The sequence below is a fragment of the uncultured Sphingomonas sp. genome, from assembly GCF_964250165.1.
Classification (GTDB): Bacteria; Pseudomonadota; Alphaproteobacteria; order Sphingomonadales; family Sphingomonadaceae; genus Sphingomonas.
The window spans coordinates 20,863-42,326 of sequence record NZ_CAXUEK010000007.1 but is presented as its reverse complement, the minus strand read 5'-3'; the positions used below and the strand labels follow the sequence as shown (position 1 = coordinate 42,326).

At 64.3% G+C, this 21,464-nt stretch carries 21 protein-coding genes and 1 pseudogene; 5 read left to right on the top strand and 17 right to left on the bottom strand.

Features of this window, described 5'->3' with window-relative positions; all coding sequences use genetic code 11:
- Nucleotides 1-65 precede the first annotated feature (65 nt).
- A pseudogene (locus tag ACFE64_RS02695) lies at nt 66-284 on the bottom strand (DNA-3-methyladenine glycosylase 2 family protein); the annotation flags it as partial.
- 129 nt (nt 285-413) lie between these two features.
- Here ACFE64_RS02695 and ACFE64_RS02690 point away from each other — a divergent pair.
- Nucleotides 414-566, top strand: a complete 153-nt coding sequence (locus tag ACFE64_RS02690) for a ribbon-helix-helix domain-containing protein (protein ID WP_375390909.1) — start codon at nt 414-416, stop codon at nt 564-566.
- Here ACFE64_RS02690 and ACFE64_RS02685 read toward each other — a convergent pair.
- The 4 genes from ACFE64_RS02685 to ACFE64_RS02670 form a co-directional block, all read right to left on the bottom strand.
- A complete protein-coding gene (locus ACFE64_RS02685) occupies nt 536-1,486 on the bottom strand; it encodes a GDP-L-fucose synthase family protein (protein WP_375390908.1) in 951 nt (316 codons plus the stop codon). The genes ACFE64_RS02690 and ACFE64_RS02685 overlap by 31 nt on opposite strands.
- Entirely contained in the window at nt 1,486-2,547 is a 1,062-nt protein-coding gene (gene gmd / locus ACFE64_RS02680) for a GDP-mannose 4,6-dehydratase (protein ID WP_375390907.1), read from the bottom strand. Before gmd ends, ACFE64_RS02685 begins: the two co-directional genes overlap by 1 nt.
- Before the next feature lie 27 nt (nt 2,548-2,574).
- The gene (locus ACFE64_RS02675; RefSeq protein WP_375390906.1) at nt 2,575-4,497 is read right to left on the bottom strand and encodes a polysaccharide biosynthesis protein; all 1,923 of its coding nucleotides are present in this window, start codon (nt 4,495-4,497) and stop codon (nt 2,575-2,577) included.
- A gap of 122 nt (nt 4,498-4,619) precedes the next feature.
- Nucleotides 4,620-5,168 carry a sugar transferase gene (locus ACFE64_RS02670; RefSeq protein ID WP_375390905.1) on the bottom strand — a complete coding sequence of 183 codons (549 nt, stop codon included), beginning with the start codon at nt 5,166-5,168 and terminating at the stop codon, nt 4,620-4,622.
- 114 nt (nt 5,169-5,282) lie between these two features.
- Here ACFE64_RS02670 and ACFE64_RS02665 point away from each other — a divergent pair, with 114 nt between their 5' ends.
- Genes ACFE64_RS02665 through ACFE64_RS02655 form a run of 3 tightly spaced genes read left to right on the top strand, consistent with a single transcriptional unit; the run spans nt 5,283 to nt 9,283 of the window.
- Complete coding sequence (locus tag ACFE64_RS02665; protein WP_375390904.1) at nt 5,283-6,158, top strand: NAD-dependent epimerase/dehydratase family protein; 876 nt, start codon at nt 5,283-5,285, stop codon at nt 6,156-6,158.
- The gene (locus ACFE64_RS02660; RefSeq protein WP_375390903.1) at nt 6,046-7,413 is read left to right on the top strand and encodes a glycosyltransferase family 4 protein; all 1,368 of its coding nucleotides are present in this window, start codon (nt 6,046-6,048) and stop codon (nt 7,411-7,413) included. The genes ACFE64_RS02665 and ACFE64_RS02660 overlap by 113 nt, the downstream gene beginning before the upstream one ends.
- A 52-nt stretch (nt 7,414-7,465) precedes the next feature.
- Nucleotides 7,466-9,283: a hypothetical protein gene (locus ACFE64_RS02655; RefSeq protein WP_375390902.1), complete on the top strand. Its 1,818-nt coding sequence runs from the start codon at nt 7,466-7,468 to the stop codon at nt 9,281-9,283.
- Here ACFE64_RS02655 and ACFE64_RS02650 read toward each other — a convergent pair.
- From ACFE64_RS02650 to ACFE64_RS02635, 4 genes are all read right to left on the bottom strand, one after another.
- Nucleotides 9,280-9,486, bottom strand: coding sequence for a hypothetical protein (locus tag ACFE64_RS02650; RefSeq protein ID WP_375390901.1), 207 nt, complete (start codon nt 9,484-9,486; stop codon nt 9,280-9,282). The genes ACFE64_RS02655 and ACFE64_RS02650 overlap by 4 nt on opposite strands.
- Before the next feature lie 96 nt (nt 9,487-9,582).
- A complete protein-coding gene (locus ACFE64_RS02645; RefSeq protein WP_375390900.1) occupies nt 9,583-10,347 on the bottom strand; it encodes a class I SAM-dependent methyltransferase in 765 nt (254 codons plus the stop codon).
- Between the two features lie 57 nt (nt 10,348-10,404).
- Entirely contained in the window at nt 10,405-11,625 is a 1,221-nt protein-coding gene (locus ACFE64_RS02640) for a glycosyltransferase (protein ID WP_375390943.1), read from the bottom strand.
- 19 nt (nt 11,626-11,644) lie between these two features.
- A complete protein-coding gene (locus ACFE64_RS02635) occupies nt 11,645-12,724 on the bottom strand; it encodes a glycosyltransferase (protein ID WP_375390899.1) in 1,080 nt (359 codons plus the stop codon).
- A 109-nt stretch (nt 12,725-12,833) separates the two neighbouring features.
- On the opposite strand from ACFE64_RS02635, the gene ACFE64_RS02630 reads away from it, so the two are divergent.
- Nucleotides 12,834-13,517 (top strand): FkbM family methyltransferase, encoded by a 684-nt coding sequence (locus tag ACFE64_RS02630; protein WP_375390898.1) that lies wholly within the window; start codon nt 12,834-12,836, stop codon nt 13,515-13,517.
- 39 nt (nt 13,518-13,556) lie between these two features.
- On the opposite strand, the gene ACFE64_RS02625 is transcribed toward ACFE64_RS02630, so the two are convergent.
- From ACFE64_RS02625 to ACFE64_RS02590, 8 genes are read right to left on the bottom strand one after another with little or no spacing between them, the layout of a single operon-like run.
- Entirely contained in the window at nt 13,557-14,930 is a 1,374-nt protein-coding gene (locus ACFE64_RS02625) for a hypothetical protein (RefSeq protein ID WP_375390897.1), read from the bottom strand.
- Nucleotides 14,927-16,057 (bottom strand): N-acetyl sugar amidotransferase, encoded by a 1,131-nt coding sequence (locus ACFE64_RS02620; protein ID WP_375390942.1) that lies wholly within the window; start codon nt 16,055-16,057, stop codon nt 14,927-14,929. Before ACFE64_RS02620 ends, ACFE64_RS02625 begins: the two co-directional genes overlap by 4 nt.
- A 13-nt stretch (nt 16,058-16,070) precedes the next feature.
- Nucleotides 16,071-16,790, bottom strand: a complete 720-nt coding sequence (locus tag ACFE64_RS02615) for a HisA/HisF-related TIM barrel protein (protein WP_375390896.1) — start codon at nt 16,788-16,790, stop codon at nt 16,071-16,073.
- Complete coding sequence (gene hisH / locus ACFE64_RS02610) at nt 16,787-17,398, bottom strand: imidazole glycerol phosphate synthase subunit HisH (RefSeq protein ID WP_375390895.1); 612 nt, start codon at nt 17,396-17,398, stop codon at nt 16,787-16,789. Before hisH ends, ACFE64_RS02615 begins: the two co-directional genes overlap by 4 nt.
- On the bottom strand, nt 17,395-18,153 hold the full coding sequence (locus ACFE64_RS02605; protein WP_375390894.1) for an FkbM family methyltransferase: 759 nt from the start codon (nt 18,151-18,153) through the stop codon (nt 17,395-17,397). The genes hisH and ACFE64_RS02605 overlap by 4 nt, the downstream gene beginning before the upstream one ends.
- Entirely contained in the window at nt 18,150-19,445 is a 1,296-nt protein-coding gene (locus ACFE64_RS02600; protein WP_375390893.1) for an oligosaccharide flippase family protein, read from the bottom strand. Before ACFE64_RS02600 ends, ACFE64_RS02605 begins: the two co-directional genes overlap by 4 nt.
- Nucleotides 19,442-20,353 (bottom strand): hypothetical protein, encoded by a 912-nt coding sequence (locus tag ACFE64_RS02595; protein ID WP_375390892.1) that lies wholly within the window; start codon nt 20,351-20,353, stop codon nt 19,442-19,444. Before ACFE64_RS02595 ends, ACFE64_RS02600 begins: the two co-directional genes overlap by 4 nt.
- Nucleotides 20,350-21,462, bottom strand: a complete 1,113-nt coding sequence (locus ACFE64_RS02590; protein WP_375390891.1) for a DegT/DnrJ/EryC1/StrS family aminotransferase — start codon at nt 21,460-21,462, stop codon at nt 20,350-20,352. Before ACFE64_RS02590 ends, ACFE64_RS02595 begins: the two co-directional genes overlap by 4 nt.
- Nucleotides 21,463-21,464 lie beyond the last annotated feature (2 nt).

The window sequence follows — 21,464 nt, the reverse complement described above, 5'->3', positions numbered from 1 at the left end:
CGCGTCACAGCCCCTCTCCCGACCTCGCCTTCGGCTCGGCCGCCCTCTCTCCTGGAGGGAGAGGGTCAGATCACCGCCATGTCGGAGTTGTAGTGGTGCCAGGCGAAGATCGCCGCGGCGCCGCGGTGCGGGCGCCAGGCTTCGGCCAGCGCGCGCGTCCGCTCCTCGCTCGGGCGCTCGGGATGGCCGAGGATGCGGCCGACCTCGATCTGCACGGCCAGGTCGCCGGCGGGCCAGATGTCCGGCCGCCCCTCCGCGAACAGGAGGTAGATCTCCGCCGACCAGTGCGGGGTCACCCCGGCGCCGGCGCCCATGTCGACGCCAGCCGCACAAGGGGAGGGGACGCCCCCATTTCCGATCGTCCGACGAGCTGCGAGGGAAGGAAGCAGATCGCGGGTTTCTTCAGCCCCGAGATGTCTCTGAGCCTGCACATGCTGGCGCGGCGCCAGGGCAGGAGCCTGCAGGCGCTGTTGATCGAGGCGTTCAACGACGTGCTCAGGAAGCACGGCGAGAGTCCGATCGGCGATCAGCGGAGTCAGGCAGTCAGCCTTGCCTCGCGATACTGACCCTGCAGAAAGGCCGCGTAGCTTCGCGCGATCCCCTCCTCGAGCGCCACCCCAGGCATCCAGCCGAGTGCACGCAGCTTGCTGCCGTCCATAAGCTTGCGCGGTGTGCCGTCGGGCTTGCTCTCATCGTGCACGATGGGTCCATCGTAGCTTAGTGCCCGCATCACGGTGCGGGTGAGGTCCAGGATGGTGATGTCCTCGCCCGAGCCGACATTGACGTGTTGCTCGCCCGAATAATGCTTCATCAGGTGGACGCAGGCGTCCGCGCAATCGTCGACATAGAGGAATTCGCGGCGCGGTGTGCCTGTGCCCCAGACTACGACGTCGCCGCCGGTTTCCTTCGCATCGTGCACCTTGCGTATCAGGGCCGGCATGACGTGGCTCGAGTGAAGGTCGAAATTGTCGCCGGGCCCGTAGAGATTGGTCGGCATCGCGGAGATGTAATCGCGGCCGTGCTGGCGGCGGAACGCTTGGGCGAGCTTGATGCCGGCGATCTTGGCGATCGCATACCATTCGTTGGTCGGCTCGAGCGGACCGGTGAGCAGTGCCTCCTCGGGGATCGGCTGCGGCGCCAGCTTGGGGTAGATGCAGCTCGAACCAAGGAACAGCATCTTCTCGACGTCCGCTGCGTGCGCGGCGGCGGTCACCGCGGTCTCGATCAGCAGGTTGTCGAGCAGGAAGTCGGCCGGATAGCTGTCGTTGGCGAGGATGCCGCCTACCTTTGCCGCCGCCATGAACACCGCGGCCGGCCGACGGTCGCGTATCCAGTCGCGCACGCCTGCCTGGTCGCGCAGATCGACCTCGCGCCGGTCGAGCGTCAGGATCTCGCAATCCTCGTCTGCGAGGCGTCGCACGATCGCCGAGCCGACCATCCCATTGTGGCCGGCGACGAAGACGCGCTTGCCGGCGAGCGAATACATCAGGCGCCCTTGCCGATCGGCGCGTCCCGCATAACCTGGAGATCGGCCTGGACCATCTCGCGCGCCAGATCGCGCGGGGAGGTCTCGTGCCGCCATCCCAGCTTCTCCTGCGCCTTGGTCGGATCGCCGATCAGCAGTTCGACCTCGGTCGGGCGGAAATAGCGCGGGTCGACCTCGACCAGGCACTTGCCCGTCTCGGCGCAATAGCCCTTTTCGTCGACGCCCTCGCCCTTCCACTCGATCGCGATGCCGACGTCCTCGAACGCCCATTGGACGAAGGTGCGCACCGGCGTGGTCTCGCCGGTCGCGAGCACGAAATCCTCCGGCTCGTCGGCCTGCAGGATCATCCACATGCCGCGGACGTATTCGCGCGCGTGGCCCCAGTCGCGCTTGGCGTCGAGGTTGCCAAGGAACAGCTTGTCCTGCCGCCCGAGCTTGATCGCGGCGACCGCGCGGGTGATCTTGCGCGTGACGAAGGTCTCGCCGCGCAGCGGGCTCTCGTGGTTGAACAGGATGCCGTTGGTCGCGAACATGCCATACGCCTCGCGGTAGTTGACCGTGATCCAATAGGCATAGAGCTTGGCCGCGGCATAGGGGCTGCGCGGGTAGAAGGGTGTGGTCTCGCGCTGTGGCACTTCCTGCACCAGCCCGTAGAGCTCGGAGGTCGACGCCTGGTAGAAGCGTGTCGTCTTCTCGCGTCCCATGATGCGGATCGCCTCCAGCAGGCGGAGCGTGCCGATCCCGTCGGCGTTGGCGGTATATTCGGGCGTCTCGAAGCTGACCGCGACGTGACTCTGCGCGGCGAGATTGTAGATCTCGTCAGGCTGCGTCTCCTGCACCAGCCGGATCAGCGCGGTGCTGTCGGTCATGTCGCCGTAATGGAGGTGAAAGGTCGGGTCCGGCGCGTGCGGATCCTGGTAGATGTCCTCGATCCGCCCGGTGTTGAACGAGGACGAGCGACGCTTGAGACCGTGGACGATATAGCCCTTGTCGAGCAGGAGCTGCGCGAGATACGCGCCGTCCTGCCCGGTGACGCCGGTGATGAGTGCGGTCTTGGTCATGCTGTTCCCGAACAACGACGAAAGGATTTAGCGTGCATCAGTGGCGAGGGCCCTTGCCGGTGCGTTGTCGAAAGGTCCAGCCGCTTGCGCCATCTCCTCGCGCTTCAGAGCCACGAAGTCGACGGCCTCGCTGCTCGGCTCGAACTCCACGACCAACTCCTGGAGCGCCGCCCGCCCGGCCTCGGAATCGCCGGCGACGATCATCGCCTGCAGCCGGTCGAGCGCGAGGCGTAGTCTGCTCCAGGCGATAAACGGCTCATGCGCGCGCAAGATGCGAGGATGAGCGGACGGGCTTGGATTGTTGCCGATCAAGAGCTCCTCATAGAGCTTCTCGCCAGGGCGCAGGCCGACATACTCAATGGCGATGTCGCCGTCGCCTGTACCCTCCTCGCGCAATCGCAGACCCGACAGCTCGATCATCGTGCGGGCGAAATCGATAATTCTCACTGGCTCGCCCATGTCGAGCACGAAGACGTCGCCACCGGTCGCCATAGCGCCCGCCTGGATGACAAGCTGAGCAGCCTCCGGGATGGTCATGAAATAGCGGGTGATCTCGGGATGCGTAATGGTTATCGGTCCGCCGGCTGCGATCTGACTGCGGAACAGCGGCACCACCGACCCGCTCGAACCCAGCACGTTGCCGAAGCGCACCATCGAGAACCTGCCGGGCAGCCCATCGGCGTTGAGCGCCTGGAGAATGATTTCGGCGAGCCGCTTGGTCGCGCCCATGACGTTGGTCGGCCGGACTGCCTTGTCTGTGCTGATCAGGACGAAGCTGCCGACGTCGTAGGCCCGCGCGGCGATCGCGACGTTCAACGTACCGATTACATTGTTGGCGATCCCCTCCAGCACGTTATGCTCGACCAGAGGCACGTGCTTGTATGCGGCCGCGTGATAGATGGTGTGGGGACGCCAGGTGCCGACGATCTCGTCGATGCGGCGCCGGTCTCGTACCGTGGCGAGCAGCGGCACGACCGAGCGCACGGTCGCGCCGCCTGCGCCCATCGCGCGCAGCAGTTCCTGGTGGATGGCGTACAGATTATACTCGCTGGAATCCACCAGCAGCATCATGTCGGGAGCGAGCCGAGCGATCTGGCGGCAGATTTCGCTGCCGATCGAGCCGCCGGCACCGGTCACGAGCACGACCTTGCCGGTGATGTCGCGTCGCAGGAGTTCGTCGTCCGGGGGAATCGGCGCACGGCCGAGCAGATCCTCGATATCGAGGTCCTTGAGGTCGCTGAACGAGACGGTGCCGCGCGCGAGCTGGTCCACGCCGGGCATGGCGCGGATGTGCAACCCCGAACGCGTCAGCTGGTGAATGATCTCGTTGCGGCGCGCGCGTGTCGCCTTGTTGATAGCGAGTAGCACGTCGGTCACGGCGTGGCGTGCCACCAGTCGATCGAGATCGTCCGGCGCGTGGACGCGCAGACCATTGATCGTCGCGTTCCACAGGGTCCTGTCGTCATCGAGGAAGCCGATCACGCGAACCTGGCCGCTGATTTGAAGGGCGGAGGCGACCTGTCGGCCGGACGAGCCGGCGCCGTAGATCAGGACGCGCGGCTTATCCGCATCGGCCACGGCGTTACGATAGGTCTGGCCAAGCCAGCCGCCGGCGAGCGCGCGGCTGCCACCGACGAGCAGGAGGAGCAGGATCGGCTGGATGAGCCCGATGGTGCGCGGCACGCCGCCGATGCCGACATAGGCGTAGATGAAGGCGAAGGGCAAAGCATACACCGCCACCGCCTTGACGATGGTGACGAAGGCGGCCGATCCGGCGTAGCGGAAGATCGCCCGGTAGAGGCCGAAGACGACGAAGAAGGGCAGCGCTAGCAGGATCGATGTGACCGTCGGGTACAGCGCCGGCCCGAGGACGTCCGGCCACGAGTTGGTTCGGAGATAATAAGCGAGATGAACGCTCGCCGCGCACAGGAGCGCGTCGGCAGCCAGCACGATAGCGCGCTTGATCGGGCGTGGCAGCGCTAGTACGCGTTCGGAGACTGAAACCGCTACCACTTCACGACAGTCCTAATGCGATGTGTCGCCCTTCTCGGGACCACATGCGTGAAGGCCCATTAGTGCGTCACCGTCTTGTCGCCAAGCAGCTTCGCTGCCGTCTTGAGAATGATGAGCAGGTCGAACAGTGGTGACCGCCGTTCCAGGTACTCGCGGTCGAACGCCACCTTGACCGGGATGGGCAGTTCGTCGCGCCCGTTGATTTGTGCCCATCCGGTAATCCCTGGCCGGAGCACGTCGATGCCCGCCGCGCGGCGCAATGCGATCAGGTCGTCCTGATTGAACAGGGCGGGGCGGGGGCCGACGAAGCTCATGTCGCCGACGACGACGCTCCAGAGTTGCGGGATCTCGTCGAGGCTGGTGCGCCGCAGAAAGCCGCCGATCGGCGTCAGCGCGCTGTGCGGATCGGGCATCAGGTGGGTCGCGACCGGGGGAGTGCCGACCTTCATCGTCCGGAACTTCGGCATGCGGAAGATCCGCCCGCCACGTCCTACCCGGTCGGACCAGTAGAGCGCCGGACCCGTCGAGGTCAGCCGCACCGCGAGTGCCACCGCCAGCGCGAGCAGCAGCAGCGGGACGGCCGCTACTGCCGCCAGGATCAGGTCCATCGCCCGCTTCACGTCTCGCTTTTCCGACTGTCGCTTCAGCCCGGCCCCCATATTCGCTCGGTCCCGCGCGGGAAAGGCTGTCACGGTCCCGAGGCGCGGTTATAGCCCGCCGCCATGTTGGGGAAGGATGCTCGTATCCTGGTGGTCGGGGGCGGCAGCCGCATCGCGGCCGCGCTGGCGCCGCTCCTCGGCGATGCCGCAACCTACGTCGTCCGGCGTCCCGCGGGGCGACCGCGCCAATTGATCGTCGCGGATTACGGCGACATCCCCGCCGCGACGCTGGACGGGGTAGAGTGCCTGATCAATTGCACAGGCGCCAGCACCGGCGGCGCGGCGCATCTCGATGCGGTCAACGTCGACATGCCCCGCCGGCTCGCCGTCGCGGCCAGTGCGGCCGGCGTGCGCCATCTGGTCCACGTCTCGTCCTTCTCGGTCTATGGTGGCGCGCACGTGATCGATCGGAACACGCCGGTCGCGCCGACGAGCGACTATGGTCGCTCCAAGCTCGCGGCGGACACGGCTCTGCTGGCGCTTGCCGACGATCGTCTATCCGTGACGATCCTGCGCCTGCCGCTCATTTACGGACGGGCCTCGCTGGGCAAGCTCGGTCAGCTGATGCGACTGTGGGCGCAGATACGGGTGCTTCCGGTGCCATCCGGAGACGTGGTCCGGGCGATGATCGGGGTGGATCTGTCCGCGCAGGTCGTGGCACGGCTGACGGCCGAGCCGCGGACCGGTGTCGTCTTCGCGGCCGATCCACGCCCTTTCACCTACGCCGATGCCGCACAAGCGTGGGCACGAGCAGGGAAGGGGACGCTCCATCGCCTGTCCATTCCGCGCCCGCTCGCCCGCTTCATCGAGCGGGCCGCCCCCGCGATTGGCGGGCGACTGTTCGCCGACAGCCGTCTCGCCGACGACGACAACCTCGCGATCCGCTACGGCCTCGCATCGCGGCTCTATCGTGACATCGCCTTGGCCGACCTTCACTGACAGGATTTCCATGCCGCCAGCGTGCCCCCGGCCAGCCCGTCTGTGGGTCGTGTCCGAGCTCTATTACCCGGAGCAGACCTCGACCGGCTACTTCTTGACCCGCATCGCCGAGGGACTGGCGCGGTCCATGCCGGTCGAGGTCGTCAGCGGCCAACCGACCTATAGCGAGCAAGGGCTGCGGGCGCCTTCGCGCGAGGAGCGGGGCGGGGTCCTCATCCACCGCGTGCCTGCCACCCATTTTAGCAAGGATCGGCTGGCCCTGCGCGCGCTCAACGTGCTGACCCTGTCTCTCTCGATCGCCTGGTTCGCGCTGACGCGCTTCCGTCGCGGCGACCGGTTGCTCGTCGTCACCAACCCGCCGACGCTTCCGCCGCTCGTCGGTCTCATCGCACGCTGGAAGCGGATCGATGCGCATCTGCTCGTCCACGATGTCTATCCCGAAGTGCTCTCAGCGACGGGGTTCCTGCGCGCCGACGGCATCGCATATCGTCTGCTCGCCCGTCTTTTCGCTGCGACATTCCGGCTCTACGGCTCGATCGTCGTGCTCGGGCGCGACATGGCGGAGGTGGTACGCGCCAAGCTGGGCGCAACATCGGAGGAGGAGGGGGAGCGGATCACGATCATCGCCAATTGGGGCGACGTCGACGAGATCGTGCCGCTGTCGCGCGAGAGAAATCCGTTCCTGACGTCCAATGGTATCGACGCGCCGTGCGTCATCCAGTTCTCAGGCAACATCGGTCGAACGCACGATGTCGAGACCATCCTTGCCGCGGCTAGGCGACTGCGCGGCCGACCCGATATCATGTTCGTCTTTGTGGGCTATGGCGGCAAGACCGGTGCAGTCGCCGAAGCAATCGCGTCGGGAGAGCTTCTCAACGTCCGCCTGCTGCCGCGCCAGCCGCGCGAGATGCTGGGCCCCATGCTGGCGAGCGCGACGGCGACGATCATCGCCTTTGTCGGCGATATGAAGGGGCTGTCGGTGCCCAGCCGAATGTACAACGTCCTGTCTGCCGGCACGCCGATCATCGCGATCGCGGATCCGGATTCCGAACTCGCGCTCGTCGTGCGCGAAGAGCAGGCCGGTTGGGTGCTGGCGCCCGGCGACGTCGCTGCGCTGGCCGCGCTGGTCGAGAATCTTGCTAACAAGCAGGGGATGGCAGAGGCCAGGCGGCGCGGCGCGAACGGTCGCGCCGCGGTGGTGATGCGCTACACGCTGGCGTCGGTGATCGATCGGTTCCGCACGCTTATAGGCTGACCATCTTCAAGACAGGAGATCGAGTCTGACCCGCGCCGAGTTTCTTCAGGGGATGGCCAGCATTGTCCTGGCGGGTGTGTCCTCGTCCGGGTCCATATCGGACGAGGGCGCGGTGTTGCTGGAGGATCCTCCGGCTACCGATTTCGACGCGTATCGGCGATCACGGCCAACGCTGGATACCGTGACGGCGCTTGCCGCGGCTCTCGCAGATCTGCGCCGGGCAGGCGGTGGCATCCTCCAACTCGGCAGCGACATCTACGATTTGTCGAGTGCGGCGCTGGGAAGGAACGGGATCATGCTTCCCCCCGGCATCACTCTGCGCGGAATGGGACGGGATGCGACGCGCCTCAGGGTCACCGGGAACACCGCATGCAACCTACTCACTATCGTCAATACGTCGGACGTGACGATCCGCGATCTTGCCCTGGAAGGGAACGGACTGTCGCTGGGTGAAGCCAGTGGAACCGCCGTGATGGCATTCCTGCTGCCTTCTGCGAACCAAGACATGGAGAATATCGCACTCGAAAATGTAGGACTGACGAATTTCGCGGCACCTTATTGGATACAGATCGAGAATGATCAGGGCGGTACGACGTTTGACGACCTGAAGACTGCATTGACGCGCGATGCCCGAATGATGCGGCGTATCCGCTTGAACCGTATCAACGCCCGCAGCCGTCCGGGCAACTCGCTGGCACCGTCCTTGGTGACAGTGCACGCCCATGTCCTGCGCGTGGCTGGCTTCTCAGGCTATGTTGAGGATGTCGCAATCGACGACCTCTACGTCGATGCCAGATATATCAAGGGAGGCCTGTCGATCGGCCATCGCGTCCGCAGGGCTGTCGTGAACCGGCCGGTCGTCATAGACGCCGGTCGGGACGGTGCGCGCGACGATGCTGCCGCCTATGCTATCGAACTGTACGATACTTTCGAAAACTGTCACGATGTGACGTTCAACCGCCCCCGGATCGAGCATGGACGCTCGTGCGGATTGTATATCGCCGGCGGCATCGACGTCACCATCAACGAACCCGTCGTCTTCGGCCAGACGGATCCCCTGTTCACAACGCTGCCCAAGGGCGCCATCGTGTTCAACGGCACGATCGGAGCTAGGGTTCTCGGCGGCACGCTGTACGACAATCACATCGACATGCATGTCTGCGCACCCAGTGGTGTCGAACGTCGCATGAACCATGTCATCAAGGGCGTGCGGACCAGGCAGTCCAGCTTCAGGTCGCTGTTCGTCTCCTACACGCCCAACCATCCGATCACGTCGGGGGTAACGGTGTCCGATTGCGACCTGCAATCGGACGGCTGTGCCGTCGTCGTCCAATGCACCCCCCGCTACCGGATCGACGAGGTCGTATTCGAACGCTGCGCCATCGCCACGACCAAGGCAGGCAATGCGCTGGCGGTCGACTGGTATGTCGACAGCGGATCGGCGTCGGAGAATTGCGGAATGCGCGCCTGCACAATCAGCGGGCCCGTTCGCGCTCGGGCGATCGCCGGCCGCTTCTTCATGGAGGATGTTCAGGCGTTTTGCTCTGCGCCCGGCGGTGTCGCCTTTCAATTATACGATTGCGCGGAGCTTGCGGTGAAGCGGTGCACCGGACGCGATGGCGGGCGCGATGGCGTGGCGTTCGACCTACGGCTGTCATCCGGCACCATCGAGGGCTGCCGTTCGGTCAATTGCGAGACGATCAGCCTGGGGGATTTCGGGCGTAAGCCACCGACGCGACCGGGAACCAGGGGCGAGTTCGTCCAGAACCTCGATCCGGTCGAACGCGCGACAGCCACGGGCTCCTATGTCGTCGATGGCTGGCGCAATGCCGGCGGTGCGGCTTGGCTGGAACAGCGGCGACGGCTCTAGGCACCGTGCCCACCAGCATCACGATGCGCATGCAGCCATGGTCGTAAACGGGGCCGCTCCGTAGGTTTCGGATACGCGTCGGCCTCAGATGCCCCGGCCGAGAGGGTGATCGCGGCGATACTGGCCATGGACACGGCGATGCACAGCGGCATGGACCGCCGGGTGACGACCAGCAGGATGGGAAAGGCGACATAGCGCGCCATCTCGACGCTGATCGACCAACTGACGCCGTTGAAGGCGTTGCCGCCGCAGTGAGCAGCTGATCGTATTGAAAGACGGTGCCGCCCGGCCCCTCTCGGTTATGTATCGGATCGGCACTCGCTCAGGTCGATCAGGGCACCTACGTGGTAGGTGAACAATCGGCTTGCCAGCGTCGGGCTGAGGCGCAGCAGGCCACCCCTGAACCCGGCCTTGAGCCGAGCCTTTGTCCGGCTGGAGCCGAACGCGTGGAGCGCCAAGCTGTGATCGAAGATGTGCATCGCCTTGGGGTTCAAGCCCGCCGACGAGAGGGTCAGCGCGAACGATTCGGGAGTGTAGGCGTTGATATGGCCGATCTCCAACGTCGACTGGAGCTTGCCGATCGACGTCCGCAGATGAAGCTCGCAGGGAACCTCGATATAGACCCATCGTCGGGCCACGCGCCGTACCTCGCCGAGAAAGCCGCGCTCGTCGGGAACGTGCTCGAGGACGTGGCTGGCGAAGACGAGATCGAAGCTGTCGTCGTCGAAGGGCAGGCGAACTCCGCCATAGCGTGACAGGGTGAGAGACTCAGCCTCCGCGACGCCGGGATGGGGATGCTCGCCCGGATCCGCCACATCGACGCCGTGGTGGGTTCGGCCAATGCCGCGACGCTGGACCTCCAGAAGCACCGCGCCCGTGCCGCATCCCGCCTCCAGAACGGTATCGATGCGATCGACCCCATTGTCACCCAGCAGCGTCTGCATGTTGCGGACCTTGTCCTGTGCGCCCAGGCCGCGCCAAACCAACATGGCGTCGTCGTAATTGCCCTCGTAATGCGCATTGAAGGGCGGGACGGACAGCTTCTGCAATCCCAGGGCAGTCATCGTGCGCAATCCTTGCATCAGACGGGGGGACCAGAACAGTCGATCGTGCCGACACCCTTATTGGTGCGCGACGCGGCTGCAAAGTTCCAGGAACCGGGCGGCTTCAATCTGTCGATCGAAGCGCGATACGGCGACCTCCCGGCACGATCGTCGCATGTCTTCCCCCGACCGGCTGGCGTCCAGACCCGTCAGCACGGTGTCACCCAAGCCCTCGATGCTGAAAGGGTCGACCAGCCAGCCATTGTGACCATGGTCGATCATGTCGGGCATCCCTCCGATGCGGAAGGCGACCACGGGGGTGCCGCAAGCCAGCGCCTCCAGCACGGTCAGCGAAAGATTCTCCAGTCGCGAGGGCACCATGACGATGTCCGCGGCGGCATACAGCAGGCTCGACCGCTGTCGATCTACAATCCTGCCCATATCGACGGTGGCGATCCCGAAATCGGGGACGCGTCCTCCTCCGAACGTGACCAGCCTTGCGCCCATGCTGACAAGCCGGTCCTGCGCATGGTGCAGCGCCTGCCCAAGCAGGTCGAAGCCCTTGCGCGCGTCCATGAGCCCGCCGGCGGAGCCGAACAGGATGAGTGGAGCATCGGCGGGCAGCGCCAGCGCCGCACGAGCGGCTAGGCGATCGTGGGGGCGGAAGAGGCCGGTATCGATCCCGTTGGGAATAGTGACGGACGGGCGATCACCCAGCAATTCGCTGGTTGCCATCTCGTCGCCAAGCCACCGCGACGGCGCGCATACGGTCAACGACGGGACCTTCGAATAGAGGCGAGCCTTGCGCCGGAACGTCCAGCGCGACAGCGGATCGAGACGCGATCGATCGCCGCCCGGTCGATAAGGCGTGGTGTCCGCCACGTAATGTTCGGTCCCGCACATCGCCCACATGTCGTGCGTGCGCCAGACGACGGGACAGGGAAACCGCGGCAGGTCGGTCAGATCAAGCAGGCCATCAATGTTGTGGAGAACAACTATGTCCGCCTTGGCGCGTCGCGCAATGGCGGAGCAGGCGATGCCGCTCATGCCCAGCGAACGCGTATCGAACGGATCGGTTCGCAGCAACCGGAACGGCATCCGCTCCAGAGCGAAATCGCGATAGGCGCGGGCATCCGCGATCCGGCCGCGCGGCCCGGAGACGTAGGGATCGGTCGTGGGATGCCGCCCGACATGCAGCAACGCATCTGCGCCCATCGCACGTTGCGAACGGACGCTGCTCAAGGCAGCAAGCGCCGCGCCGCCCTTGTCCGCGTATTTCGAGAAATGCAGGATACGCACCAACGATAACCCTTGATCGTCAAAAGAGGTCGAGGAAGTCGTTCCATTGCTGGTGCTTGCTGTAGCGAGTGCGGATCATCGCGTTGCCGCTTTCGGCGATTGCGCGTCGGGTCGTACCGTCACGCAGCAATCGGTCCGCGGTCGTGGCCACCTCCTCGAGCGACGAATAGGTCGCGAGATCCTCGCCGGGTCGCATGCCATCGGGGTAGACGCCGCTGTCGCTCAGCATCAGCGCCCCGCATCCCAGCGCTTCCCAGCATCGCATATTGCCTCGATCCTGGCCGGCCATGTCGATCGCGCCATTGATCACGATCTTGGCCGATCCCAGCGCCCGGTACAGGTCGCGTCCGAACACGGGGGGTCTGCGAATCTGCTGGATCGCGCGGGGCAGGCGATATTTGTGGAGCGGGCCCAGCCATCCCGCGGGAGTTCCCGCCAAGGTGGTCAGGCGCGAAAGATGCAGATGCAGGACGACGTTCCAGCGACCGGAGAGCGACGCCAGCAGCTCCAGCAGCAGCCCACGCCTCTTGTGATATTGGCTGTATGATCCTGCGAAGAGGATGTCCGTCGGACGATCGTCCGTTCGGTTGTAGCGATCCATTTCCGGATCGAATGCAGGTGCGAACCAAGCGGCGCGCCATCCCCGCGCCCGGTAATCCTCCAGGATGGAATGAAAATTGCAGACGACCAGGCCATAGGCCTTGAAATCGGCGCCGGGGCTCGGCGCCGCTCGCCATGCGACCGTGCGACGCACGCAGCCCGGCAGCGACTTCACGAAGGCGCTGCCGAAGCGCAGCGGATCATGGTTGTAAAAGATCTCGGTCCGATGCTCTTCGATCTGCGCGCGCAGGATGTCAGCCTGGCTCATCCTGCGACCGATGCCCTTGCCACGTGCCCAGCTTCGTTGGGATACGGCATCATGCCCGATCGCACACATCGCACTTTCATCGCGTTGTAACGTCGGAAGCAGCATATGCAAAGCAACGAATCGGTCATCGACTAGTTCATCAATGATCTCTTTGTAACTACGATCGGTTCGCGACGTAAGAATACCAAGATACTTATCGTAAATATCGAAGTTCTGAAATATCCGGGTCATCCGAAAACCTTGTGATCATCACGGTAATCATGGCCAGTTACGAGCAACGCCGCTCTTGCCAGGCGACCTGTTTTTGATACAGGCGATCTTGGCATCGAGGGACTGTTTCATGATTTCTTCGCTTAGGCGCGCGATGCGCCGCCTCAGGCACAAGCAACTGCATTCGCCGGTCGTGAAGGTCGAATGGGTAGAGCTTGGAAGCGATTATGGCGGCTGGCCGGTCGCCGTCGCTGGGCTGCCTCAACGGCCCGTTATCTATTCCTTCGGCGTGGGGGAAGACATCAGTTTTGACCTGCAGGCCATAGCGCGCTTCGGTGCGATCGTACATGCCTTCGATCCGACGCCGCGATCGCGCAAATGGCTCGACCAGCAGCCACTGCCCTCGGACTTTCACTTTCATCCCGTGGGCATCGCCGCGCGTGATGGGCAGGTCGAATTCTTTCCGCCGGCCGACGAACGGCACGTGTCGTTCTCCAACGCGCCGTCCGACCGGCAGCAGGGCGCACCGATCGTGGCGGAGGTCCGCTCGCTAGCGTCGATCCTGCGTGACGTCGGCGGAAGCGTTCCGGACATCCTGAAGATGGACATCGAGGGATTCGAATATGAAGTCATCGAATCTCTGGTGGACTCGGCGCTGCGGCCGAGCCAGCTGCTGATCGAGTTCCATCACGGCATGTACAGCGCGAGAGACGCGGACACGCAGCGAGCGGTCGAGCAACTGCACGCCATCGGTTACCGGCTGTTTTTCGTCTCGGAAACGGGCCGCGAGTACGGCTTCGTCCTGTCGTATTGATCCCTGCGTTGGCGGTCGCCCAACGCGTCGTCGGCCGCCTCAGGGCGTAGGGCTCGGCATGATGTCGTGGTCGGTCGCGGCGGCGTACTCGGCCGATCTGAACAGGTAGAGCAATATCGCCGCCGCCGCCCCGCCGCCCGTCAGGATGGCGGTGAACAGCGATGCGTCCGCCAGAGAGACGACGAACGGCATCAGCATCGCGCAGACGATCGGGCGGTTTTCCTGTCCGACCAGCTTCGACATTAGCCACAGCCAACCTGCAGCCAGCAGGAAGATGACCGGCACGCCCCAGGTGCTGAACCCGGCGATACCGTCGGCGGCGATAAAGTTGGCGTTGTAGTTTTTGGCGTCAACGGTGACGCCCGGAGTGACATAACGGCCGATCACCTGGCCGACGGACAACTCGCCGTAGGGATAGGTGGAGAAGGGGCGTCCGATCAACGAGTGTGACAGATAGGTGACCGGGTAGTCCAGGAAATAACTGCTGTACGCGCCCACCAGAACGCCTGGCAGGACCAATATCCGGAAATAGACGAGATCCGAAACGGCGTTGATTAAACCGCCTGCAACTCTAGGTGTCGTGATGAAGGGACCCATGACGGCGAAGGCCAGGACAGTTGCATAGATCCGCGCGAAGGCGACCTTCCCATGTCTGAACACCAGAAGAGAGCCGATCATTAGCAACGTCGATCCCAGCACTACCTTGCCAGCCAATGTGGAATAGATGACGAGCTGGCCCGCCAGTGCCATCGCGACGTAATACGGCCGCCGGCGCGACAGGCCGACGACGAGCAGAAACGGATTGATCGCACCGCTCATCGTTCCCATCACATAGCTGATCGCGGCGCTCGACGCGGTCGCGGCCGTAGCGCGCTGTTCGTACACTTCGTCGAGACCCGCTAAACTCATCGAACCGCCGAAGACCGCGAAGATCGCAATGTTACCCAGGAGCCAAGCGGCGATCACGACCTGCATCAAGAATCGGGGCGCGATGCGGATCTCGTGGAACGGCGTCCCGTCGCGCAGCAGCACGATGAGCACGGCGGCCGACGCCCAGATCAGGACTTCGAGCAGCAGCAGGTCGTTGTACGGCAGCACGCCTTGCTGGGGTGGGATGGTCAGCGCCGGGATGAAGAGAATGAAATACAATACCCATTTCGCGAAGCCGACGACTGTCCAGCTGCGCAGCGGCAGCAGCATCCCGAGGAGGGCCGATGCGCAAATCGTGGTCACGCTGACCCACGTATCAGGCGGCTGGTACCAGAAGCCGAGGTAACCCCACACCTTGGAGAGTTCCCGGTAGGTGAGCAACAGAAAGGCCGCGTAGGTTCCTCCCACCAGGCCGATGAGGAGTCGGCTACCGAAGGCCCCGAAGCCCTGCGCGGCTTGACCAGCGGATCGTACCGGCGTCATCGCAACACCCGACGCAAGGCGGAGCGGATGTTCAGCACCTGGTCCGTAAGCCTCTTGTCGCTGCCGTAGACGTCGTGAGATACGATCGGCGCGTCGATGAGCGTCCGGAGCTCGTTTTCGCTCATGCCCAGCTTCTTGGCGACGAAGCGGGTATCGCGTTCGGCCTGCATCGGCGTCGTCACGGGTGCCGCCAGTTCAGCCAGCGCCGCGTCGCGCGTCATTTGCCCGGCAACGATCAGAGACGACAGGAACATCCGCCGCTTGTCGAAGCGGAGTTTACGCGGAAGATAGACTTCCTGGTAGAATTTGGTGAAGCGGGACTCGCTGTGCTTGGGGCCGTAATCGCGCCAGCCATAATGTTCTTGTAGCTCTCGACGCGCGACTTCCTTGTCGTAATTCATGAAGTCGAGCGGACGGTGACGCTTGGGCAACCCGCGGACCCTTGTCGTCCAGAGATATTCGGTCATCGTCATGACCGGATACGATCGCAACGGCCGCTTGCCCAACGCGGCATGGACGGCGCGCACATGCTTGCCATCGGTCGAGCTCGGACCGTCGTGCGGGATTTGCAGGTTTTCCGATGAGAAATTCACCCCGGACAGGAAGGATTTCACATCATGTTCGCGCGCAATACGCAGCAGCGTCGCGAAGAACGCATGGTCCTGGGGAAAGTCCTGGTTGAGCACGCTGGCGCGCAGGAAAGCCTGCTGGACGTCGCGTACCTCGTCCCATTCGACGACGCGGGTAATGAGATCGAGATCGAGTCCGCGCACAAGCTTCTCAATGTTGTGCACCGCGGGTTCACTGTTCCAGCCCGCATCGACATGGACCGCGAGCAGCCGCAGATCGTGCCGTGCCGCCATGACATGCGCCAGATAGGCGCTGTCCACGCCTCCGCTGAGCCCGACGAGCGCATCGTAAGGCTTGCCCTTGCCCTCCTCACGCAATTGCGCGACCAGGGCCGTCATCTTGCGTTCACCCTCGGCGTTGGGCCACCATTCGCTCGGCAGTCGCGCAAAGGCGTCCTTGCAGCAATTGCACTGACCATCGGTGCCGATAACGACCCCGGTCGCGTCTTCGGTCATCACGCAGATCGCGCAAGTTCTATCGTTACCCTGGAGGATCATCGGCAACCGTCGTCTACCGGGCGTCGTGGTCGGGATAGGTCACCAATACCGCGCGCAATCGACCGATGAACGAGAAGGCGCTGCCCGATGCCGCTGCATCGGCCCCTGCTGCGATGGCGTCGTCGAGATGCGCGACATCGCCCGCGCCGCCCAGCGCGATCACCGGAACCGACAGGCGGGGAGCTATTGCCGCGATCCCGTCCAGGTCCATGCCCGCGCGCGCCCCGTCGCGGTCGATCGACTGGAGGATAAGTTCGCCTATGCCCGCCGCGGCCAGCCGTACGGCGGCACGTTCGAGCGGCTCGTCCGTGCCCTTCACCGTGCGCATTCCCGCGATCATGCGATAGTCGAGGCAGCCGACCACCGCCTGCGCTCCGAACTCGTGAGCGACATCTGCGATCAGTCCTTCAGCGACATGCGTGTGCAGCACCAGCTTCTCGATACCGCCGGCGATCAGTCGGCGTGCGTGATCGATAGTGGCGATGCCGCCGCCGTAGCTCAGCGGCATGAAGCATTCCGCAGCGAGCGAGGCTGCGAAGCCGATGTCGGGCTCGCGCCGATCGGGCGTCGCATCGATATCAAGCACGCATATCTCATCGACCTGTTTCTCGTTGAACAGGCGGACGATGTTGAACGGGTCGCCGATATAGGTCCGCTCACCGAAGCCGACCGTCTTCACGACGCGTCGGTCGCGATCGATTAACAGGACGGGGATCAGCCGCGGCGGGATCATGTCGCAGCCCTCGAAAAATCGGCGAGGAGTCGCATGCCAAAGCGATGGCTCTTTTCCGGGTGAAACTGGACGCCGTGGATCCTGCCGTGCGCCACCGCGACTGTCTTTGCACCGTCATGGTCGATCGTCGCCGCAACATCGGCAGGATCATCACAGACCATGTGATAGCTGTGCGCGAAATAGAAGCGTTCGATCTCGCGGTCGTTGCGCACCAGCCAGGTATCGCGGGTGGGGGCGACCTCACGCCAGCCCATGTTGGGTACCTTCACGCCACTGCGCGACGGTATTATCCGCCGCACGTCGGCATTGATGAAGCCCAGCCCCCGGGCGTTACCCTCTTCGCCATGTCGCGCGAGCAACTGCATTCCCAGGCAAACGCCGAGCAGCGTCGCACCGTTTGCGACCGCAGCACCTATCGCTGTGTCGAGCTCGCGCGACCGCAAGACGTCCATGGCATGCGCGAACGACCCGACGCCGGGCAGTAGCAGGCGCGGTGCTCTCGCGATCGTCTCCGGGTCTCCTGACAGTCGCGCCTCCGCTCCGACATGCTCGATCATGTTGGCAAGCGAGGCGATGTTGCCGACGCCGTAATCGACGATGGTGATCACGCGCGCGCCGCCCCACCGTCCCGCTCGCCACTCCGCACGAACAGCGCGTCACACCAGCATGCTTCACCGTGCTGGTTGTGGTGGATGTCGAAGAGGTTGTGCAGCACAAAGCCGTATCCGGCCAGGTAGCTTGCGATCTCGGCGAAGGTGCCGGCGCCCTGATAAAGCGGCCGGAACTGGGCTTCGGTGTAAATCAGCCGGATCCCCCCCGATGCGAGCAGGCCCGCGGCACCGTGGAGGATGGCGAGCTCGGCACCTTGCGCATCCATCTTGAGAATATCGATGGTCTGCACGCCGTGGGCTGCGGCGAGCGCATCCAGCATATCCGTCTTCACCTCGATCGTTCCCACCGTGGCCTGATAGGCGTCGAAGGTAGATCCCGTATCCTTGGCCGGCAGCAGAGAACTGGAATCCGCCCAGGCGCCGATATGAAAGGTCGCGGTTCCGGCCGAATCGGACAGTGCCAGTTGATGAGCCTTGATCGACGGGTCGGCCGCCGCGCGTACTGCCAGCTTCTTGAAATTTTCGGGAAGGGGCTCGAACGCGTGGACGGTGGCACCCGGAAACATGCCCCGATATATGTCGCAATCGCGGCCATCCGCTGCACCGACCTCGAAGATCATCGTCGCTTCTGGTGCCAGCCTTCGCTGCTCCTGGTAAGGATCGACGAGACTGGTGTCCGGTTCGAGCTTGCGGATCTGATATCCGGCGCGGCGCACGAGGCCCTGCACCGCGATCTTCCAGCCACCCTTCATGCCACGCTTCCCATCGCTGCTTCTTCGGCCGACGTGGCGAGCGCAACGACGCGTCCCTCCGAAATGCGGACGGCCCAAGCCGACAGTCCGACCGTTACCGCCGCAAAGAACGTCAGGATCGCCGAATGGCCCGCGACCATCGTGCCGACGCTCCAACCGAGCTGCGCGCCGCCGACCCACAGCCCGGTCATGGTCACCAGCCGCGCGATTTCCCAGGCCAACTGCATCTTCTGCCAACCGACGACGATCAGCGTCATGTTGACCGCGCCGGAGACGAGAGACAGGCTATAGGCCGGCATCATGAGTCGAGCAAACCCGGCAGCCTGATCCCAGCCGGGTCCGAAGGCGAAGGCGAAAAGCCAAGGCGCGAAGAGGGCGATGATGATCGCCGGCGGTATCGCAAGCATCGCCAGTAGACCGACAAGACGATTGAAGCGGTGAACGGCGGCATGCCCCCCCGCACGCAGGTCGCCCGCCAGCTGCGCCATGTAGACCTGCGAAACAGATGCTGCGATCAATCCGATTGGCAGCGTCGCCGATCGTTCAAGAAGGCCGAACTGCCCCGACGTTGCGGCATCGAACGTCTTGTAGATCATGATCGGCGTGAGCATGGCGCCCGCCATGTTCACGAGTCCGCCAGGAACCGCAATTAGCGGATATTCGCGATATTTCGTAAGCGTGCGGAAAATATCTGCCCGGGAAGGTCGCGAGACCGTCTCTCGCATCCGATGATACGACAGCGCGATCATGGCGAGCGCCCCCCCGATGCGGCCGGCGATGTCGGCCAGAACGATCCCGGTTACGACAGGACGGGTGAGTGCGAGGGTCAGCGCCGTGCCGCCGTTGGCAAGCGCCTGCACGACCTTGCTGTTGGAGCCTTGCCCAAACAATTTCTCGCGAACCAGAAAATAGCCGAGATATTGAATGAGACCACCAAAAACGAAGGCCGCGACGATCAGGAAGAAGGGAAAGCCGAAGGTTGCCAAAAAGTCGGCCCCGGTTAGTCGTTCGTAGACGAACTGGCCGACGAGCATCACGAACGCCAGCAGCACGTTGATGCTGGCGCACAGCATCAGCAACGCACCCAGTTCATGCGACGTCTCCGCGCGCAGGATGGCAATCTCATAGCGCATCGTCGCGGCCACTAGGCCGAGACCGAGCAAAGACTGGAAGACCTGGAACTGACCAAATGATGCGGGCGAGAAGTGACGCGTCAGCACGGGCAGGATCAGAAGACCCACCCCTTGGGCCAGGACCGTACCGCGCATGACGATGGCGACGCTGCGGATCATGCGCACCTGTCCAGCCGCGCGCGGACATGGGCAAGGAAGGCCGCATCGATCTCGGCGCCGAACGCGGATTCGATGTCGCGCGTGCGATTGGCGTCGATCGGGACGATGGCCTGGCCGGGATGTGCCAGCCGTGGGGCCGAACCCAGGAAGGCACCCCAAAGGCTGAAACCCGATCCGGACGCGATCAGCGCCGCACTGAGGCCCATGTGCAAAAGATCGGTCACGGAGTGTTGCCGGGGAGCGCGCACGACGCCGTCGCGTGTCAGCAACGGTGCGAGATCGGCGTCCGACCCGTCAGAAAAGACGATGGCGCACACCGATCCGCCGAGGCCGCGGCGCAATGCATCGAGCCGGTCGCCATACCAGTCGAGGGGCAGTCGCGTGTTGTTCGCATTCGGCGCTACCGTGCCGTTGGCCGGCGGAAGCCTGAAGTCGCCTAGGCGCACGTGGATGGCGATGAACGGCTCCGATGGCGGGACGGGATGGAAGCGCTGCCGGGTGATCGCGATCAGCTCGCGCCGCAGGAACGATCCTTGGCCAAGTATCTGCGCGAAGGACTTCTTCTCGTTGTCGAGAAGAGCGTTGTGGAACTCGACTACCACCGGAGCATCAGTCAATGCTGGAACGGCGGGCCACTCGGCTCCGGCCACGACCTTCCTGGCTCGCGCGAGCGCGCCCAGGCGACGCAGCCCCGAAACCGCGCGACCGCTGTGAAACAGCAGGAAATAGTTCCGTTTGTCGCGCTCTCGGCGCAGATAGGGGCCGATACGAAGCTTCAGCCAAAAGGGCGCCAGCATCGTCGCGCCGTTCTGCTCGCACCACAAGCGACAGCGCGCCCAGGCGAGTAGCCCGTGCGTCAGTCCATATCGCCCGAGGACCGGGATCGCATAGAGGCGCGGCTCGCTCATGCCGGGACCGACGTGACCTCTCGTACTGCGGATGTCACCCGATCCTGCTGGGCTTGCGTCAGCTCGGCGAAGATCGGTAGCGACAGGATGCGGCCTTGCAGGCGGTGCGCGACCGGAAAGTCTTCCGGGCCGTGGCCGAGATGCGCATAGGCCGGCAGGAACGGCAGCGCGCGCCTGTAGTTGACGACGGTCGGCACGCCGCGCGCCTTGAGCGCTTGGGCGAGGCCGTCGCGGTCACCAGTCTCAATGACGTAGAGGTGATAGACGTGTTCGCGCCCAGCCGCTTCGGTTGGCAAGACCACGCTTGGGATGCCGGCAAGCAATTCGTCATAGCGCTTGGCGGCGGCGCGACGCCGTGTCGTCCAATCGGCAAGATGCGGCAGCTTGACGCGGAGGATCGCGGCCTGGAGCCCATCGAGGCGGCTGTTGATCCCCTCGATCTCGTGCTCGCCCTTGGTGATGCCGCCGTGGCGGGCAAAGCGCGCCATCCTGTAGGCAAGATCGTCCTCGTTCGTCGTCGCGGCGCCGGCGTCACCCATCGCGCCGAGGTTTTTGCCCGGATAGAAGGACCAGGAAGCGATATCTCCGAACGTGCCGACCTGCCGCCCCTTGTAGGTCGCGAGATGCGCCTGGGCGCAATCCTCCAGCACCCACAGGCCGCGCGCGCGTGCTATCTCCAGGATCGGGTCCATGTCGGCAGCCTGACCATAGAGATGGACCGGGATGATGCCGACCGTGCGCTCGGTTATCGCTGCCCCGATCTGCGCAGGGTCGATCGTGTGGGTGACAGGGTCGATATCGACGAATACCGCCTTCGCGCCGTGCTGGCCGACGGTCTCGCTGGTAGAGATCCAGGTCTGGGCAGGCACGATCACCTCGTCGCCCGGGCGCACGCCGAGCGCGTGCATCGCGATGTAGAGCGTGTCGGTGCCGTTGGCGGCCGAGACGCAATGCTTGGCCTGCATGCATGCGGCATATTCGGTCTCGAACGCCTCAACGTCGTGGCCGCGTACGAAGCTGCCGTCCCGGATCGTGCGTGCGATCGCGGCGTCGATCTCGACCTTAAGCGATAGATACTGGGCGTGGAGATCGACGAACGGGATAGACATGA

Excerpts from the sequence above, each read along its gene's own strand:
- ACFE64_RS02590 (WP_375390891.1), bottom strand. The coding sequence starts at position 21,462 with ATGTCTATCCCGTTCGTCGATCTCCACGCCCAGTATCTATCGCTTAAG.
- ACFE64_RS02600 (WP_375390893.1), bottom strand. The coding sequence starts at position 19,445 with ATGATCCGCAGCGTCGCCATCGTCATGCGCGGTACGGTCCTGGCCCAA.
- ACFE64_RS02630 (WP_375390898.1), top strand. The coding sequence starts at position 12,834 with ATGATTTCTTCGCTTAGGCGCGCGATGCGCCGCCTCAGGCACAAGCAA.
- ACFE64_RS02615 (WP_375390896.1), bottom strand. The coding sequence starts at position 16,790 with ATGATCCCGCCGCGGCTGATCCCCGTCCTGTTAATCGATCGCGACCGA.
- ACFE64_RS02685 (WP_375390908.1), bottom strand. The coding sequence starts at position 1,486 with ATGTATTCGCTCGCCGGCAAGCGCGTCTTCGTCGCCGGCCACAATGGG.
- ACFE64_RS02655 (WP_375390902.1), top strand. The coding sequence starts at position 7,466 with ATGGCCAGCATTGTCCTGGCGGGTGTGTCCTCGTCCGGGTCCATATCG.
- ACFE64_RS02625 (WP_375390897.1), bottom strand. The coding sequence starts at position 14,930 with ATGACGCCGGTACGATCCGCTGGTCAAGCCGCGCAGGGCTTCGGGGCC.
- gmd (WP_375390907.1), bottom strand. The coding sequence starts at position 2,547 with ATGACCAAGACCGCACTCATCACCGGCGTCACCGGGCAGGACGGCGCG.
- ACFE64_RS02690 (WP_375390909.1), top strand. The coding sequence starts at position 414 with ATGTCTCTGAGCCTGCACATGCTGGCGCGGCGCCAGGGCAGGAGCCTG.
- ACFE64_RS02635 (WP_375390899.1), bottom strand. The coding sequence starts at position 12,724 with ATGACCCGGATATTTCAGAACTTCGATATTTACGATAAGTATCTTGGT.
- ACFE64_RS02595 (WP_375390892.1), bottom strand. The coding sequence starts at position 20,353 with ATGAGCGAGCCGCGCCTCTATGCGATCCCGGTCCTCGGGCGATATGGA.
- ACFE64_RS02605 (WP_375390894.1), bottom strand. The coding sequence starts at position 18,153 with ATGAAGGGTGGCTGGAAGATCGCGGTGCAGGGCCTCGTGCGCCGCGCC.
- ACFE64_RS02650 (WP_375390901.1), bottom strand. The coding sequence starts at position 9,486 with ATGGCGCGCTATGTCGCCTTTCCCATCCTGCTGGTCGTCACCCGGCGG.
- ACFE64_RS02645 (WP_375390900.1), bottom strand. The coding sequence starts at position 10,347 with ATGACTGCCCTGGGATTGCAGAAGCTGTCCGTCCCGCCCTTCAATGCG.
- ACFE64_RS02670 (WP_375390905.1), bottom strand. The coding sequence starts at position 5,168 with ATGGACCTGATCCTGGCGGCAGTAGCGGCCGTCCCGCTGCTGCTGCTC.
- ACFE64_RS02665 (WP_375390904.1), top strand. The coding sequence starts at position 5,283 with ATGTTGGGGAAGGATGCTCGTATCCTGGTGGTCGGGGGCGGCAGCCGC.
- ACFE64_RS02620 (WP_375390942.1), bottom strand. The coding sequence starts at position 16,057 with ATGATCCTCCAGGGTAACGATAGAACTTGCGCGATCTGCGTGATGACC.